Genomic DNA, 19,036 nt, shown 5'->3' on the forward strand with positions numbered 1-19,036 from the left:
AATTGATTAATTTCGCAGCTATAAATTTAAAGACAATTATAATGAACAAGGACGTCGTCATCGTATCTGCGGTTAGAACTCCAATAGGAAGTTTTTTAGGAAGTCTCTCTTCTGTACCAGCCCCTAGACTTGGAGCTGCTGCTATAAAAGGTGCTTTGGATAAAATTAATTTAAACCCAGAAATGGTTGAAGAGGTTTTAATGGGTAACGTCGTTCAAGCTGGTACTGGACAAGCACCAGCTAGACAAGCTGCAATTTACGCTGGTATTCCAGACACTGTTCCTTGTACTACAATTAATAAAGTTTGTGCATCAGGTATGAAAGCTATCATGCAAGCCGCTCAAGCTATTCAACTAGGTGATGCAAATATTATTGTTGCTGGAGGTATGGAGAATATGAGTTCAATTCCTCATTATTACCATGCCAGAAGTGCAAAGAAATTTGGACCAGCAACGTTAGAAGACGGTATGCAAAAAGATGGTTTAGTAGATGCTTACGATAAAAATGCGATGGGTGTTTGTGCTGATGCTTGTGCCACTGAGTATGAATTTAGTCGAGAAGATCAAGATGCTTTTGCAATTCAATCCTATGAACGCTCAAAGGCAGCATGGGAAGCCGGAAAATTTAAAGAAGAAGTAATTGCTGTTGAAGTCCCTCAACGACGAGGTGAACCTGTTATTGTAGATAAAGATGAAGAATACTCAAACGTGAAAATGGAAAAAATTCCAGCTTTACGCCCAGCATTTACAAAAGAAGGAACAGTAACTGCTGCAAATGCATCTACAATAAATGATGGAGCAGCTGCAATGATTTTAATGAGTAGAGAAAAGGCGAATGAATTAGGTTTATCGCCAATAGCTACTATTAAAAGTTATGCTGATGCAGCACAAGAACCTAAATGGTTTACCACTGCTCCTGCTAAAGCTTTACCTAAAGCACTAGCAAAAGCAAATATTGATATAAATGATGTAGATTATTTTGAGTTTAACGAAGCATTTTCAGTTGTTGGTTTAGCTAATATGAAAATTTTAGGATTAAACGATAGTAATGTGAATATAAATGGTGGTGCGGTTTCTTTAGGACATCCACTTGGTTGTTCTGGAGCAAGAATTTTAATTACTCTAATAAACGTACTTCATCAAAACAACGCTAAAATCGGTGCTGCTGCAATTTGTAATGGTGGTGGTGGTGCTTCTGCAATGGTATTAGAGCGCGCTTAAAATTTATATATGCAATACGGCATTTGTAATCTTGGAATTGTACCAATACGATTAGAACCTACCGATACCAGTGAAATGGTAACGCAGGCCCTGTATGGTGATTTTTTTAAGGTTTTAGAATGTCGAAAAAAATGGAGTCGTATCCGTTTTGCTTTTGATAAATACGAAGGTTGGATAGATAATAAACAGTATACAGAAATTGAAGAATTGGATTATAAAAATTTATATAATTCTGATTTTAAACTTTCTAAAGATTTAATTGAATATGTTTCTGATACTAAAAATAACTTATACCCTATTCCAATTGGCTCAGATTTAAATGGATTAGAATTACTTAATCATAATTTTGATGGATCAATTATTTCTTCAAAGAGTGATAAATCTGAAATAATAAAAACTACATTCTTATATTTAAATTCTCCTTATTTATGGGGAGGTAAAACACCTTTTGGAATTGACTGTTCTGGTTTTACACAAATGGTATATAAACTCAATGGTTACAAATTGTTTAGAGATGCATCAGAACAAGCAGCACAGGGGGAAGCACTAAGTTTTATAGAAGAAAGTGAGCCTGGTGATTTGGCTTTTTTTGATAATGCTGAAGGTAACATTATACATGTAGGAATTATAATGAAAGATAATTACATTATACATGCACATGGTAAAGTAAGAATAGACCGTTTAGATCATAGTGGTATATATAATATTGAGAAAAATACTCATACTCACAAACTGAGAGTTATTAAAAAAATTATATAAAAAAAGTGACTTTTAAAAAGTCACTTTTTTTTATATAATTTATCAAATATAATTCTAATTACCTCCAGCTGCAGCTTCCATTTCTTCAATTTTAGCTCGCATAGCTTTAAACTTATCTGTTTCTCCTAAAGCACTGTATATATTCATGAGGGTTCTTGCTGCATCAACATTAGTTCCTCTAAGCTCTATAGCTTTTTTTAGATAAGGAATTGCTTGGCCATATAACTCAGAACGCTTTGCTTTTAACTCATCGTATTTTCTGTTATCAGCAGAACTAGTTCCTAAACTGTTCATTTCTTCTACAATTTCAGCTTCACCTTCTAATATAACAACAGCTAAATTGTTATAAGCATCTACATAAGCAGGATCTATTGCTATAGCTCTTTCATAAAAACTAACAGACTCTTCTCTATTTCCTCCTTCAGCAGCTAAAACACCTAAATTATATAGTAATTCAGCATTATTTGGATCCTTTTTGGTTGCATCCTCCATTAATTCCTTAAACTTTACTCTATTACCCATTTTAAGGTAAACGTTAGCTTCTGATAATAACAAACCTAAATCGTCTGGATTTTGAGATCTAGCGTCAGCCATTGCACCTAAAGCTTTTTCATTTTTTCCTTGAGACACATATATTAAAGCAATATTCTTAACAATTTCAGCAGTCTTTGATTCGCTCTTTACATCTCTTGGCTTATTATGAAGTTTAGCTTTTACAGAGAAATCTCTATTAGCCTTGTTAGGAAAAGCTTCTTCTACACCAGTCTCTTTATTTGTTGCAAAATAATTCATTTGAATACCAGAATATCCCATATTTTTTAATTGCACGTAATAATCTAAAGCAGTATCATAATCTTGAGAGGTAACTGCAGATGATGCTGCATAGTATAAATATAAAGTATCTTTAGGTGACATTTTATATACTTTCTCAAAACGCTTAGCTGCGGATGCGTAATCTTTGTTATTAAATGCATTATTCGCTTTAGTTAAAAACGAATTTACCATTCCAGATTTCATCTCATTAGCCTCGTTAGTGTATTTAAGTTTACCCATTTTAGTCTCAAGGTCCGTTAATAAACCTAAAGTCTCAATAGCGGTATCAACATTTGCATCTGAACCTTTTCCGTCAGCAAAAAGTGCTTTGGCTTTTAGAAAATAAAACTTTGCTTTAGTCTTATCATCCATATTACCTACAAGGGCATCTGCAGCAGTAACAGCGGAAGCTGCATCTGCAAAATTTGAATTCTTAAGTGCTTTTTCTAAAGCCTTTATCTCGCTTTTTTGCGCAAAAGACATAGACGTTATAGCTAAAAGCAGCACTAATGTCATTAATTTTTTCATCTCTTAATAAATAATTTTTGTTATTAATTTTTAATTTTCAGTTTCATTATCATTATTATCAATAGCCATGCCATCTTCACTAGAATCCTGACTATCAGCTGCTTCTGATTCAATATCCTCAGTTTCCCCTTCTTCATCTTTCATCACTTTAGCAACTGCTGCAATAGAATCACTGCCTTTCAAGTTAATTAGTTTTACTCCTTGCGTAGCTCTTCCCATAACTCTTAAATCAGCTACTGCCATTCGAATAGCAATACCAGATTTATTAATAATCATTAAATCATCTTCATCGGTTACATTCTTAATCGATACTAAATTACCTGTTTTTTCTGTTATGGAAATAGTTTTCACCCCTTTTCCTCCACGATTAGTAATCCTATAGTCTTCTAGACTTGAACGCTTACCATATCCATTTTCAGATACAACTAGGATATTGCTTTCCATATCATCGACAGCAATCATTCCTATAACTTCATCCGTTTTTTCATCTTGAAGTCTAATTCCACGAACACCAGATGCGTTTCTACCCATAGGTCTTGTCTTGGCTTCTTCAAATCTAATTGCTTTACCAGATTTTAATGCTAGCATCACTTGGCTTTCACCTGTAGTTAACTTTGCCTCTAGTAAAACATCATCTTCTTTAATAGTTATGGCATTAATACCGTTGGATCTAGGTCTAGAATACTGCTCTAAAGAAGTTTTCTTTACCTGTCCTTTCTTAGTTGCCATTATTACATAGTGACTATTGATATAATCTTCATCTTTTAAATCTTGCGTGCAGATAAAAGCCATAACCTTATCATCTTGTTCAATATTTATAAGATTCTGAATTGCTCTACCTTTTGAAGTCTTTGCGCCTTCAGGAATTTCATACACACGCATCCAGAAACATTTCCCTTTCTGTGTAAAGAACAACATGTATTGGTGGTTAGTACCAACAAATAAGTGTTCTAAGAAATCTTCGTTACGTGTTGTTGTTGCTTTTTGACCAACACCTCCTCTATTCTGTGTTTTATATTCGGTAAGAGATGTACGTTTAATATAACCTGCATGAGAAATTGTAATTACAACTTTTTCATTCGGAATCATATCCTCAATACTTAAATCACCGCCTGCATATTCTATTACAGAACGTCTGTCATCTCCATACTTATCTCTAACAACTTCCAACTCTTCTTTAATGATATTCATTCGACGCTCTTTTTTGTCTAAGATATCTTTTAAGTCCTCAATTGTTTTCATTATTTCCTCATACTCATTACGCAGCTTATCTTGCTCTAAACCAGTAAGCTGACGCAAACGCATTTCAACAATCGCTTTAGCTTGTATTTCCGAAAGCTTAAAACGTTCAATTAAGTTACTTCGAGCTTCATCTGCATTAGATGATGCACGAATTATTTTAATGACTTCATCAATGTTATCTGAAGCTATAATTAAACCTTCCAAGATGTGAGCACGTTCTTCTGCTTTACGTAATTCATAGGTTGTACGTCTTACAACAACTTCATGTCTATGCTCAACAAAATAATGAATCAGTTCTTTTAAATTTAATAATTGCGGGCGACCATTCACCAATGCAATATTATTAACACTAAAAGACGATTGTAATGCTGTGTATTTGTATAATTTATTTAGAACGATATTTGGTATTGCATCTCGTTTTAAAACATAAACAATTCGCATCCCGTTTCTATCAGATTCATCTCTTATAGTAGAAATACCTTCAAGCTTTTTATCATTAATCAAATCAGCAGTCTTTTTAATCATGTCTGCCTTATTAACTTGATATGGAATTTCAGTGACTATCACACATTCTCTACCTTGAACTTCTTCTATAATAGCATTACCACGCATCACTATTCGTCCACGACCCGTATGAAATGCTTCCTTTACACCATCGTAACCATAAATAGTACCACCTGTAGGAAAATCTGGAGCTTTGATGTGTTGCATCAACTCATCAATCTCTATATCATTATTATCTATGTAAGCTATAGTTCCATTCACAACTTCAGTTAAGTTATGTGGTGGCATATTAGTTGCCATTCCTACTGCAATACCAGAAGCACCATTAACTAACAATCCAGGAATACGTGTTGGTAATACTGTTGGCTCCTCTAAAGTATCATCAAAATTCAGTTTATGATCTACAGTCTCTTTATCAATATCTGCCAACATGTCTTCAGATATCTTACGCATACGTGCTTCCGTATAACGCATTGCTGCAGGACTGTCACCATCTACAGAACCAAAGTTACCTTGACCATCCACTAGCATGTAACGCAAACTCCATTCTTGAGCCATACGTACCATTGCATCATAAACCGAAGTATCACCATGTGGATGATATTTACCTAAAACTTCACCGACTATTCTTGCTGATTTCTTGTGTGCGCTATTTGCTCTAACACCTAATTCATGCATACCATAAAGTACACGTCTGTGAACTGGCTTTAAACCATCCCTTACATCTGGTAAAGCACGTGACACAATGACCGACATTGAGTAGTCAATGTAAGCCGATTTCATTTCATCTTCAATGTTAATTGGAATGAGTTTTTCTCCTTCTGCCATATATAAAATTAATTAGTTTTTTTTGTAGGTTTTCATAACGTGCTAATATAGCTAATTTAGGAGTGTTTAAAGAGAAATATAAAGTCGTTTTTAAGAGTTTTTATTAACAATTTTTGATATCTTTTTAGTTAATAAGTATATCTAAATTTGCTTTGATATAAAATGCTTTTTTAGTCTCTTCGTTTAAGACATTTAATTAAGGTATGATTTTTGACTTATACTAATATGTTTTTATTATTTTTAATGTAGAAAGCAATTTATTATGGATGATAATTTTTCCCCAAGAGTTAAAGATGTTATAGCTTACAGTAAAGAGGAGGCCTTACGTTTAGGTCATGACTTTATTGGTACTGAACATCTTATGCTAGGTCTTTTAAGAGACGGTAATGGCAAAGCAATTGACATACTAAGTTCCTTGGACGTTGATCTCAATCACTTAAGACGGAAAGTAGAGATACTAAGTCCTGCAAATCCTAATATAGTAACGACATCTAACGAAAAGAAGAACCTGCATTTAACAAGGCAGGCCGAACGTGCTCTAAAGACTACATTTTTAGAAGCAAAACTATTTCAAAGCACGTCCATAAATACTGCACATTTATTATTGTGTATTTTAAGAAATGAAAATGATCCTACGACCAAGCTCTTAAATAAGCTTAAAGTAGATTATGATAACGTAAAAGAAGAATTTAAATCTATGATTACTAGCGAAGATGATTTTTTAGACACTCCAAAAGCTGAGTCGTTTTCTGATGATGATATAAATGAACAAGATGATGATGCAAAACAAAACCCTTTTGGTGGTCAGTCTAGCAAAACAAATAAGAAGTCTAAGACACCTGTTTTAGATAATTTCGGAAGAGACTTAACTGTACTTGCCGAAGAAGGAAAATTAGATCCTGTAGTAGGAAGAGAAAAAGAAATACAACGTGTTTCTCAAATTTTAAGTAGAAGAAAGAAAAACAACCCTTTGTTAATAGGAGAACCTGGTGTTGGTAAATCTGCAATAGCTGAAGGCCTTGCCTTACGTATTGTAAAACGAAAAGTTTCTCGTACACTTTTTAATAAACGTGTGGTAACCTTAGATTTAGCAAGCTTAGTTGCAGGAACTAAATATAGAGGTCAGTTTGAAGAACGCATGAAAGCTGTAATGAATGAGCTTGAAAAGAATGACGATATTATTCTTTTTATAGATGAGATTCATACCATTGTTGGTGCTGGTGGAGCAACCGGAAGTTTAGACGCTTCAAACATGTTTAAACCAGCTCTAGCAAGAGGCGAAATACAATGTATAGGTGCTACAACTTTAGATGAATACAGACAGTATATAGAAAAAGATGGTGCCTTAGAACGTCGTTTTCAAAAAGTAATTGTTGAACCAACTTCTGTTGAAGAGACTATTGAAATCCTTAACAACATTAAAAGTAAATACGAAGAGCATCATAATGTTGATTATACAGACGAAGCTATTGAAGCTTGTGTGAAATTAACTAATCGTTATATGACAGAGCGATTCCTTCCAGATAAAGCTATTGATGCTTTAGACGAAGCTGGATCACGTGTCCATATTACTAATATTGATGTACCAAAGCAAATTCTTGAATTAGAAAAGAACCTTGAAGAGGTTAAAGAAACTAAAAATAGTGTCGTTAAAAAACAAAAATATGAAGAGGCTGCAAAGCTTAGAGATGATGAAAAACGACTTGAAAAAGAATTAGCTAGTGCTCAAGAGAAATGGGAAGAAGAAACCAAACAACATCGTGAGGTCGTTTCAGAAGATAATGTAGCAGATGTTGTTTCTATGATGACTGGTATTCCTGTGAACAAAATTGCCCAGACCGAAATTAATAAGTTATCTCAGTTACCAGATTTAATAAAAGGCAAAGTAATAGGTCAAGATCAAGCTGTTGCAAAGGTTGTCAAAGCTATTCAGAGAAACAGAGCTGGACTTAAAGACCCTAACAAGCCAATTGGCTCATTTATATTTTTAGGACAAACTGGTGTTGGTAAAACGCAGTTAGCTAAAGTTTTAGCTCGTGAGTTATTTGACAGCGATGATGCCTTAGTAAGAATTGACATGAGTGAATACATGGAAAAATTTGCTATATCTCGTTTAATTGGTGCACCTCCTGGATATGTGGGTTACGAAGAAGGTGGTCAACTTACAGAAAAGATAAGACGAAAGCCTTATGCTGTTGTGCTTTTAGATGAAATTGAAAAAGCGCATCCAGATGTATTTAACATGTTACTGCAAGTTCTAGATGACGGATATCTAACAGATAGTCTAGGTCGTAAAATTGATTTTAGAAATACAATCATAATTATGACATCAAATATCGGAGCCCGTAAACTAAAAGATTTTGGAACTGGTGTTGGTTTTGGGACTTCTGCAAAAGAAGCACAAGAAACAGATTATGCAAAAGCTGTGATTGAAAACGCTCTTAAAAAAGCATTTGCACCAGAATTCTTAAACAGAATTGATGACGTTATTGTATTCAATGCTTTAGAGAAGGAGGATATTAATAAAATTATAGATATTGAATTAGTTAAGCTTATTGACAGAATAAAAGATTTAGGATATACACTTAAACTTACGGATAAAGCTAAAGACTATATCGCTGAAAAAGGTTTCGATAAACAATATGGAGCAAGACCTTTAAATAGGGCTATTCAAAAATATGTTGAAGATGCCTTAGCTGAAGAAATCATTAATTCAAAAATTCATGAAGGTGATAACATAACTATGGATTTAGATTCGAAAACTGATGAATTAAAAATTAAGATTAAATCATCTAGTAAAACAACAGAATCTTAAGTCACTTCAACTATTAAAACTAAAACTCCTTCAAAATGAAGGAGTTTTTTTTATCTTCATAAGGATTATGATTAGCTAAATGATGAAAACCTTACTCAAATTCGACTTTTGCGAAATGTCAGTTCATAACAATTACCTTGTAGTTGTTATGAAAGAAGGTGTAAATATCACACCAGAACATAATAAGTTTTTACTTGAAGTAACTAATAATCATTTTTCTAATAAACCTTTCGTATATATAACGCACAGAGTAAACTCATATTCTGTAGATCCTAAAATCTATTTTGAAACTTCAAAAATTGAAAACTTAAGAGGTTTTGCTGTAGTCTCTAGTAATTATAAAGCAAAGATAAATGCTCAAATAGAACAAATGTTCTTTAACAAACCTTTTGAAATATTCGCAACCTTAGATGAAGCATTTATTTGGGCTAATGAATTAGTAAAGTAAAATTACTTTAGACCATAGTCATTCAAAAACAATTCCTCAATTTCAATATCTACATCTTTCAAAAATTGAATTGAAGCTTCAATATCATCATGCAAAACTTCATCAACTTTTATAAAAGGAACGACCTTTCTATATTGCTCTAAAAACGATTCTAAAAACGGAGAAGTCTTTAAAGGTTTTCTAAATTCTATCGCTTGCGAAGCATTCATTAATTCTATTGCGATAATACGTTCTACATTTCTAATTAAATCAAAAGCTTGTGTTGCAGCATTAGCTCCCATGCTCACATGATCTTCTTGACCATTACTTGAAACAATGCTATCAATACTTGCAGGAGTTGCCATTTGCTTATTGGCACTAACAATGCTAGCTGCAGTATATTGCGGAATCATAAACCCAGAATTCAGTCCTGGATTATCTACTAAAAAAGCTGGAAGACCTCTCAATCCTGACACTAACTGAAACACACGTCTTTCAGAAATATTACCAATCTCTGCCATTGCTATTTTTAAATAATCCAAAGCTAACGCTAAAGGTTGTCCATGAAAATTTCCGCCAGAAATAATCATATCTTCTTCAGGAAAAATATTAGGATTATCAGTAACTGAATTAATTTCTGTTAAAATCACTTTTTCAACAAAATCGAGCGTATCCTTTGTTGCTCCATGTACTTGAGGAATACAACGAAAAGAATAAGGGTCTTGCACATGTTCTTTAGCACGCCCAATCAATTCACTACCATTGAGAAATTCATTAAAACGTCTCGCTACTTTTCTTTGTCCAGGATGTGGTCTCACAGCATGGACTAAATCATGAAAAGGATCTATACGACCATCGAAAGCATCTAAGGAAACACAAGCTATAATGTCAGCTAAATAGGACGTTTTATGAGACATTAATAATAAATAGACACCATAAGCACTCATAAATTGTGTACCATTTAAAAGTGCTAGCCCTTCTTTAGCTTCTAACTGAATAGGCTTCCAATTAAACTCTTTTAAAATATCAGATGCTTCATACTCTTTGTCTTTATGTACAACTTTTCCTTTTCCTAATAAAGGTAAAGCCAAATGTGCTAATGGAGCTAAGTCGCCAGAAGCTCCAAGGGAACCTTGTGTGTATACAAATGGAAAAATATCATTATTAAAAAAGTCAATAAGTCTATTTATAGTACTCAATTGTACACCACTATGTCCAAAACTTAGGGATTGGATTTTTAAAAGTAGCATCACCTTAACAACAGATTCCGGAACACGATCCCCAGTACCACAAGCATGTGACATTACTAAATTCTCTTGAAGTTGAGTTAAATCCTTATCTGATATCTTCACATTATATAATGAACCAAAACCAGTATTAATTCCATACATAGGCTTCTTGTTATTAGCCAACTTAGTATCTAAATATGTCTTACAAGTGATTACTTTAGCTTTTAACTCATCTGAGAGTTTTAACTTCTTATTGTCATTAAAAACATTGTAAATCGTTACAATATCTAAAGGCTCTGAGGATATAATATGATACTTACTCATTTTTGATTATTTATAGGCTTTCAAATTTGAGAATAATTTTGCACTCTACAAGGCATTGTTAATAATTCATTTCATTTAAATTCTTAATTATAGAATGGTTATTTTTGACAGCATCAAAAATTCTATTCATGAAAAGATTATTAGCACTATGTATTCTACTTTCAGTATTTCACTGCAAAAAAGAAGAGCCAAAAGATTATGCCACTATTTCTGGTAAAATTGAAAACCCTCACGAAAGTAAAACCCTAAAGATTTTTAAAGGTAGAGCATATGAAAAAGTTATCACATTAGCAGATCATGGTACTTTTAAAGACACTCTAAAAATTACTGAAGGAGATTACAGCATGCAGCATGGAGACCAATATGGTGTGTTATTTTTGAAAAATGATAATGAATCAACTATCAATACTGATTTTAAAGACTTTACAAAATCTATGGTGTTTGGTGGTGATGCTTCAGATATAAACAACTTTTCACTACAATCTTACTTAATTTCTAGTGAGTATTTTACGCAAGAGCTTATTTCTAATGGAAACCAAGAAAATTTAGATACAGCTATTAAAAATTATAATTTAGCATATGAAAATTTAAAGAAAAAGTATGTAGATGTAGATTCAACACATACAGCACAAATGGACAATAATATTGAAATGCAAGCTAAGCAATTGAAAAAGTTTATGGCGTCAAAAATTGCTATGCGTGCTCAATTTCCGAAAGGTCAAGCTTCACCTTCATTTGTTAATTACGAAAACTTTGCTGGTGGTAATACATCCTTATCAGATCTAAAGGGTAAATACGTTTATATGGATATTTGGGCAACTTGGTGTGGTCCATGTATAAGAGAAATTCCATCTCTTAAAAAAATTGAAGACCAGTTTAAAGATAGAAATATAGAGTTTGTTAGTATCTCTGTTGACGAAGGTCGTGGTTATAAAGGAGATGCAGCTGCAGCCTACCAAGGTTGGAAAAAAATGGTAGCAGAAAAAGAATTAGGTGGTATGCAACTCTTAGCAGATAATGGCTTTAGATCGGAATTTATACAAAAATATAAAATCAATGGAATTCCAAGATTCATTTTGATTGATCCAGAAGGAAACATTGTGAACGCAGATGCACCAAGACCTTCAAACCCTCAACTGGTTGAGTTATTTAATGAGCTAAAACTCTAAAAAGAAATTTTCTGATAAAAAAAAGCCTTCAATAGTGAAGGCTTTTTTTATTATTTATTTTGTGCTTCTTCTTGTTGGGCTGGTTGCTCTGGCTTTTTAAATAAATCTATATAAGCTTCACCAATAGTAACAATAATATGACTAGCTACAAGGCCTTGATAGCCATAATCTTCTACTGATATATCTGCAGATTTCCCATGTAAATAAACTCCAAAAATTGTAGCACTCAAAGGCTCATATTTTTGAGCTATTAAACCAGATATTATTCCTGTTAAAACATCACCGCTACCTGCAGTTGCCAAACCTGGGTTTCCAGTAGTATTTATATATAATTTATCTTGATAAACCGTAATAGAGTTTGCACCTTTGATAAGTACAATAACATTATACTTTTTTGAGAACGCTTTTACTTTTTTTAGCTTTTCAAAATCATCAGACCACTTACCTACTAATCGCTCTAACTCTTTAGGATGTGGAGTTAAAACAGTAAGTTCTGGTAATGACTTTAATAAAGCTTTCTTTTTAGATAATAGGTTTATGCCATCAGCATCAATAACTAAAGGTGTTTTATATTCCTTTAAAAATGACTCGAATGCTTTAGCAGTTTCAATTGATGTTCCTAGTCCTACTCCAACACCAATCACGGAAGGTTCTATATCGTAATTAATATGAGATACTGTTTTTTCATTTTCATCAGTAATCACCATAACTTCAGGCAATGCAGCTTGCATACTATGATAACCACATTTAGGAATATACGCTGTTACTAATCCGGCACCAGAACTTAATGCAGCGCTACTCGCTAAATTTACAGCACCAATCTTCCCATAACTTCCACCTAAAATCATTACATGTCCAAAATCACCTTTATGAGAAAACTTTTCTCTTGGTTTATAAAATGGTAAAACTTCGAACTTAGAAATCAATTCAACTTCAGTATCTGTTTGCATTAAGTAATCACGATCAATTCCTATGTCCAATACTTCCCATTGTACTGTATATTTTGCAGTTTCAGGTAAAAAGAAAATCAGCTTAGGAGATTGAAAACTCAATGTGTAGTTCGCATGTACAACTGCATTCTCGTCTTCTACAGCTTTGTCAGTATACACACCAGATGGAATATCAATAGCTAAAGTAAATGCTTTTGACGCTCTAAACCTTTGAAACAATTCTGTAACCCAATCATTTGGTGGTCGATTTAATCCTATTCCAAATACTGCATCTACAATAATATCATCAGGATGAAACTCTGGGAAATCAGCCTGACATGTTAACATTTTTGGCCAATCTTTGGTTACATTCTTTATACGATCGTAATTAATCAGAAAATCCTTAGAGCGCTTATCACTACAGTTTACAATATATGTAATAACGTTATATCCGTGAGTAATTAAATGCCTTGCTAATACTAATCCATCACCACCATTATTACCAATACCACAAAAGACATGAATTGGCACTTGTACACCTTGCATGCGCATGTGTATCCAATTAAAAATTTGGGTTCCAGCACGTTCCATTAAGTCGGTGGAAGATATGTTTTGGCGCTCTGTTGTTAGTTTGTCTCCTTCGTAAATTTGTTCTTTAGAAAATAGCTTCATGTGAATAATTTAAAACCTGATGCAAATCTCTAGTTATATTTCATTTTTAATACAAAGACTTGCCCTTTATTACCAATTCCCTAAAAGTGAGATATTAGTTTTTTTATTGTCGTAAAAATAATACTTTTGACGAGGAATGTCTAAAAAAACAAACATAACAGCAAATACAATCTTACATACAATTCGTATGACTATTTCTATGTTTTTCATTTCAACTATTATTACCCTTTGGGGTAATTTCTAATATGCTATCCGTCCCTATTTGTCTATACAGACATTTTTTTCTATTAAATAATATAAACACATGAAAGTTCTCAAATTTGGTGGAACATCAGTAGGTTCAGCCGAAAATATAAATAAAGTCATTTCAATTTTAGATCAACAATCTAATAATTCTAAAATAACAGTTGTAGTTTCTGCTGTTGGTGGCATTACAGATAAATTACTAGAAGCCGCTAATTTGGCTTGCAATAAAAATAAAGACTATAAATATGTATACAATGATATTTGGTCTAGACACAACAAAGTAATTGAAGGGCTATTTGAAAATTCTGAAAACGATAAAAGTCTTCAAAAAGATCATGAAGAATTACATGATTTAATTTCAGAAAAACTTAAAGATCTCAGAAGTCTATTAGATGGCATTTATTTGATTAATGAATTATCACCAAAAACTAAAGACAAACTTTTAAGTTATGGTGAAGCGTTATCTTCAACAATCATTTACCATACACTCGAATCTCGTAAATTAAACTCAGTTTTAAAAAACTCGCAAGAGCTTATTATAACTGACTCTAATTTCAATAACGCGGTTGTGAATTTTGAGGTAACTAATGCTAATATTCAGTCATTTTTTAAATCAAATTCTAAATCAATAGTATTGTTGCCAGGTTTTGTTTCAAAATCTGCAAATGGAGAAATCACCACTTTAGGTCGTGGTGGCTCTGATTATACAGCTGCTATTATTGCTGCCGCTTTAGATGCTAACGAATTACAAATTTGGACGGATGTCAGTGGTATGTTTACTACTAACCCTAAATTAGTAAAGCAAGCTGCACCTATTGTGGAGTTATCTTATCAAGAAGCAGTAGAATTATCGCACTTTGGAGCTAAGGTATTATATCCACCTACGGTTATGCCAGTACTAAAAAAACAGATTCCAATTGTGATAAAAAATACAATGGATCATGATGCTATTGGTACAACAATTACTCACGATGTTGCACCTAATGGTTCTCCAGTTAAAGGGCTAAGTAATATAGATAACATTGCACTATTAACCTTGCAAGGTAATGGTATGGTTGGTGTTCCTGGTTTTAGTAAGCGTTTGTTCGAAACCTTAGCGCAAGAGAAAATCAATATCATTTTAATTACACAATCTTCTTCAGAACATTCTATTTGTTTCGGAATTTCTGCTAATGATGCCCAACGCGCTAAAGAAACTATAGATGATGTTTTTGAATATGAGATTGCACTCCAGAAAATAGACCCAATAGTCATTGAAAATGATTTATCAATTATTGCAGTTGTTGGTGACAAAATGAAAAGTCATCAAGGTATAAGTGGGAAAATGTTTAGCACACTTGGTAAGAATAATGTTAATATAAGAGCGATTGCTCAAGGTGCTTCAGAACGTAATATCTCCGCTGTGATTCATAAAAACGATGTTAAAAAAGCACTGAATAGTTTACACGAGCAATTTTTTGAAATTAAAACCAAACAGATTAATCTTTTTATCACTGGAGTCGGAAATGTTGGTGAGCGTCTTATTGAGCAAATTAAACAACAAAAGGCCTACATTAAAGAAAACTTTAAAATTAGCTTACGAGTTGCAGGTTTATCTAATTCTCGTACAATGGTTGTAAACGATGAAGGCATTAACTTAAAAAACTGGAAACAAGAATTAGAAGCTGGTGAAAAAGCAAGCTTAGAGGGTTTCTTTGAGAATGCAAAAAACTTAAACCTAAGAAACTCTGTCTTTGTAGATATCACAGCTAATGAAGCAGTATCTAATAAATATGGTGATTATTTAAAACAAAGTATATCAGTTGTTGCATGTAATAAGATTGCTTGTTCTGGCAACATTGAATATTACAATGAATTAAAGCAACTTTCAAGAAAGTATAATGCATCATTCTTGTTTGAGACCAATGTAGGGGCTGGTTTACCTGTAATTGACACATTAAGTCATTTAATTGCATCTGGTGACAAAGTGAACACAATACAAGCCGTTTTATCTGGCAGTCTAAACTTTATATTCAACAACTTTAATGCTAATAAAACATTTTATGACGTTGTAAAACAAGCACAAGATGAAGGATATACAGAACCTGACCCTCGCATTGATTTAAGCGGAATTGATGTCGCTCGTAAAGTATTAATCTTGGCAAGAGAAAGTGGTCATCAGATTGAATTGTCTGATTTAGAAAGTGATAATTTCTTAACAGAAAAAGCTATGAATTCTGATACTGTTGATGATTTTTACAAAACACTATCTGAAGATGAAGCCTATTATCAAAGTTTATTTAAATCAGCAGAGGAAAAAAATTCTCAATTAAAATTTGTTGCAGAGTTTAAAAATGGAAAAGCAAAAGTTGGACTTCAAGAAATTCCTGAAGGTCATCCGTTTTACAATTTAAAAGGAAAAGATAATATCGTAATGTTTTATACGCAACGTTATCCTGAGCAACCAATGATTATTAAAGGTGCTGGTGCTGGTGCAGAAGTTACAGCTTCAGGTTTATTCGCTGATATTATAAGAATCGCTAATAATTAAAAAATGAGCAAGGAAATTAAAATATTTTCACCTGCTACAGTAGCCAATGTGGCTTGCGGATTTGACGTTCTTGGTTTTTGCTTAGATACCATTGGAGATAACATGGTAATTAGAAAAACTGAAGAAAAAGGCATACGCATAACTAAAATTGTAGGTCACGATTTGCCTTACGAAGTAGAGAAAAATGTAGCTGGTGTTTCTGCTTTAGCGATGTCTGAAGACTTAAAACCAGATTGTGGTTTTGAGATTGAAATCTATAAGAATATAAAACCTGGAAGCGGAATTGGAAGTAGCTCTGCAAGTGCAGCTGGCAGTGTCTATGGCATGAACGAGTTACTAGGAAAACCTTTAGATAAAATAAAGCTCACTTATTACGCCATGAAAGGTGAGGCTGTAGCAAGTCAATGTGAACATGCGGATAATTTGGCTCCAGCTATTTTTGGTGGCTTTACACTCGTAAAAAGCGCATGTCCATTACATGTTTTAGAGCTTCCTACTCCATCAAATTTATATGCAACTTTAATTCACCCTCAAATTGAAATCAAAACCTCCGAGTCTCGAGCAATTTTGCCAAAAGATATTCCATTGCAAAATGCAATAACACAATGGGCAAATGTTGGAAGTTTGGTGCATGCATTACATACATCAGATTATGATTTGATAAAGAATGCGCTAAATGATGTTGTTATTGAACCTTTCCGTAAACAATTGATACCAAATTTTGACAACATAAAAAGCGCAGCTATAGATACTGGTGCATTAGGTTGTGCAATTTCTGGTTCTGGTCCATCAATTTTTGCTTTGAGTCATGGAGAAGTTACCGCTAAGAAGGTAGAAGAAGCCATGCAGAATGTATATTCTAAAACAAATATAGAATTCGAAACTTATGTTTCTAAAATTAATACCGAAGGTATAAAGACATTATAATGAACTATTACTCACTAAATAGAAAAGCGCCAAACACCACCTTCGCAGATGCTGTAGTCAGAGGGCTTGCACCAGACAAAGGATTATATTTTCCAGAATCTATAACACCTTTAGATACATATTTCTTTGAGACGATTGAAAACAAAACGAACGCAGAAATTGCCTTTGAAGCAATTAAACAATTCATTGTTCCCGAGATTCCTGAGATTATTTTAAAAACTATAGTTGAAGACACTTTAAATTTTGATTTCCCTGTTGTAAATATTAATAAAAATATTTCTACTTTAGAATTGTTTCATGGACCAACAATGGCTTTTAAGGATGTTGGAGCTCGATTTATGGCGAGATGTTTAGGGTATTTCAATAAATCTAATACTCATGAAGTTACTGTTTTAGTAGCAACATCTGGAGATACAGGTGGTGCTGTAGCTAATGGGTTTTTAGGTGTTAAAGGTGTAAATGTTGTAATACTTTATCCAAGCGGAAAAGTAAGTGATATTCAAGAAAAGCAACTCACTACTTTAGGTCAAAATATTACAGCATTAGAAGTTGATGGTGTTTTTGATGATTGTCAAGACATGGTAAAGCGTGCCTTTATGGACGAGGAGTTAACAAGCCAAATGCAACTTACTTCTGCAAACTCTATAAATATTGCTCGTTGGTTACCACAACTCTTCTACTACTTATTTGCATACAAACAATTAAAATCTAAATACAAAGACATAGCTTTCTCTATTCCTAGTGGAAACTTTGGCAACATTTGTGCTGGTATGGTAGCTCAAAAATTAGGATTACCTGTAAAGCATTTTATTGCTGCTAATAATGCCAATGATACGGTTGTTAACTATATGACTACCCAATCTTATGAACCAAAACCATCTGTGCAAACCATCAGTAATGCCATGGATGTTGGCAATCCAAGTAATTTTATACGTATTCAAGAGTTACATGATAATGATTTTGAAACTTTAAAAGCAAATCTTTCCTCATATAGCTACACAGACGAAGAAACTAAAACTGCACTTTTAGAATTATACGCATCACATAATTATGTCGCAGATCCTCATGGAGCAGTTGGTTATTTAGGAGCTAAAGCTTATTTAGAAAATAATGAAGCTCATGTGATATTTTTAGAAACAGCGCATCCCACTAAATTCTTAGATGTGGTTGAAGACGTTATTAAAAAAACCGTTCCTTTACCTTCTCAAATTGAAGCGGTTATGGATAAAGAAAAAGTTGCTGTTGCTGTTAGTTCTTATGAAGAATTAAAGCAATTTCTTTTAAAATAATCTTCCTTAAATTCAATTTTTGCGTAATTTATGTCAAATGGAAGGAGATAATACTTTACAAACCAAAAGACTAAACATCAGGCCAGTTGATGTTGAAGATGCTCCATTCATTTTAGAATTAATGAATACTCCAAAATGGATTAAAAATATTGGAGATAGAAATGTGAGAACAGTTGAAGCTGCTGCAGATTATATTAAAGAAAAAGCATTTCCGCAATTAAAGACTCATGGTTATGGTAACAATGTCATCATCAGAAAAGATGATAACATAAAACCCGGTACTTGCGGACTATATCACAGAGAAGATAGAGACGATGCAGATATTGGTTTTGCTTTTTTACCAGAATACATAGGGAAGGGTTATGCATTTGAGGCTTCAAATGAAATCATGATTGCTGCAAAAAAAGACTATGATTTAAAAGAATTAAGTGGTTATACACTTAAGGAAAATTTAGCATCTAGAAAACTATTAGAACGTTTAGGATTCAAATTAAAAGGAATTGGAAAACTGCCAAGCAGTGATGAAGAATTATTGCATTATTATCGCTTATTAGACTTTTAGACAAGTCTTTTACAATTAAACTT

General features: G+C 33.1%; 13 protein-coding genes. 9 read left to right on the forward strand and 4 right to left on the reverse strand.

The features are described from left to right. Positions 1-41: 41 nt before the first annotated feature. Both WPG_RS16090 and WPG_RS16095 read left to right on the forward strand, forming a co-directional pair. A complete protein-coding gene (locus WPG_RS16090) occupies positions 42-1,220 on the forward strand; it encodes an acetyl-CoA C-acyltransferase (protein WP_045474553.1) in 1,179 nt (392 codons plus the stop codon). A gap of 9 nt (positions 1,221-1,229) precedes the next feature. After that, positions 1,230-1,979: a C40 family peptidase gene (locus WPG_RS16095; protein WP_045474555.1), complete on the forward strand. Its 750-nt coding sequence runs from the start codon at positions 1,230-1,232 to the stop codon at positions 1,977-1,979. 54 nt (positions 1,980-2,033) lie between these two features. On the opposite strand, the gene WPG_RS16100 is transcribed toward WPG_RS16095, so the two are convergent. Together WPG_RS16100 and gyrA are read right to left on the reverse strand one after the other, a co-directional pair. After that, a complete protein-coding gene (locus WPG_RS16100; protein ID WP_045474557.1) occupies positions 2,034-3,320 on the reverse strand; it encodes a tetratricopeptide repeat protein in 1,287 nt (428 codons plus the stop codon). 30 nt (positions 3,321-3,350) lie between these two features. Then, entirely contained in the window at positions 3,351-5,894 is a 2,544-nt protein-coding gene (gene gyrA, locus WPG_RS16105; protein WP_045474559.1) for a DNA gyrase subunit A, read from the reverse strand. Between the two features lie 262 nt (positions 5,895-6,156). Here gyrA and WPG_RS16110 point away from each other — a divergent pair, with 262 nt between their 5' ends. Both WPG_RS16110 and WPG_RS16115 read left to right on the forward strand, forming a co-directional pair. Further along, positions 6,157-8,709: an ATP-dependent Clp protease ATP-binding subunit gene (locus WPG_RS16110; protein ID WP_045474561.1), complete on the forward strand. Its 2,553-nt coding sequence runs from the start codon at positions 6,157-6,159 to the stop codon at positions 8,707-8,709. A gap of 115 nt (positions 8,710-8,824) precedes the next feature. Then, positions 8,825-9,157 carry a hypothetical protein gene (locus WPG_RS16115; RefSeq protein WP_231850214.1) on the forward strand — a complete coding sequence of 111 codons (333 nt, stop codon included), beginning with the start codon at positions 8,825-8,827 and terminating at the stop codon, positions 9,155-9,157. Positions 9,158-9,159: 2 nt separating this feature from the next. Here the strand turns inward: WPG_RS16115 and hutH are convergent, their stop codons facing one another. Continuing rightward, positions 9,160-10,689: a histidine ammonia-lyase gene (gene hutH / locus WPG_RS16120; protein WP_045474567.1), complete on the reverse strand. Its 1,530-nt coding sequence runs from the start codon at positions 10,687-10,689 to the stop codon at positions 9,160-9,162. A 128-nt stretch (positions 10,690-10,817) separates the two neighbouring features. Between hutH and WPG_RS16125 the strand changes: the two genes are divergently transcribed. Further along, positions 10,818-11,858: a TlpA family protein disulfide reductase gene (locus WPG_RS16125; protein ID WP_045474569.1), complete on the forward strand. Its 1,041-nt coding sequence runs from the start codon at positions 10,818-10,820 to the stop codon at positions 11,856-11,858. Between the two features lie 50 nt (positions 11,859-11,908). On the opposite strand, the gene WPG_RS16130 is transcribed toward WPG_RS16125, so the two are convergent. Further along, positions 11,909-13,459, reverse strand: a complete 1,551-nt coding sequence (locus WPG_RS16130; protein ID WP_045474571.1) for a bifunctional ADP-dependent NAD(P)H-hydrate dehydratase/NAD(P)H-hydrate epimerase — start codon at positions 13,457-13,459, stop codon at positions 11,909-11,911. Between the two features lie 304 nt (positions 13,460-13,763). Here WPG_RS16130 and thrA point away from each other — a divergent pair, with 304 nt between their 5' ends. From thrA to WPG_RS16150, 4 genes are read left to right on the forward strand one after another with little or no spacing between them, the layout of a single operon-like run. Further along, on the forward strand, positions 13,764-16,235 hold the full coding sequence (gene thrA, locus WPG_RS16135) for a bifunctional aspartate kinase/homoserine dehydrogenase I (RefSeq protein WP_045474574.1): 2,472 nt from the start codon (positions 13,764-13,766) through the stop codon (positions 16,233-16,235). A gap of 3 nt (positions 16,236-16,238) precedes the next feature. Beyond that, positions 16,239-17,162 (forward strand): homoserine kinase, encoded by a 924-nt coding sequence (locus tag WPG_RS16140; protein WP_045474576.1) that lies wholly within the window; start codon positions 16,239-16,241, stop codon positions 17,160-17,162. Beyond that, positions 17,162-18,451 (forward strand): threonine synthase, encoded by a 1,290-nt coding sequence (thrC, locus tag WPG_RS16145; RefSeq protein ID WP_045474578.1) that lies wholly within the window; start codon positions 17,162-17,164, stop codon positions 18,449-18,451. The genes WPG_RS16140 and thrC overlap by 1 nt, the downstream gene beginning before the upstream one ends. Positions 18,452-18,470: 19 nt before the next feature. Beyond that, on the forward strand, positions 18,471-19,013 hold the full coding sequence (locus WPG_RS16150; RefSeq protein WP_231850215.1) for a GNAT family N-acetyltransferase: 543 nt from the start codon (positions 18,471-18,473) through the stop codon (positions 19,011-19,013). Positions 19,014-19,036 lie beyond the last annotated feature (23 nt).

The sequence above is a fragment of the Winogradskyella sp. PG-2 genome (assembly GCF_000828715.1).
Classification (GTDB): domain Bacteria; phylum Bacteroidota; class Bacteroidia; order Flavobacteriales; family Flavobacteriaceae; genus Winogradskyella.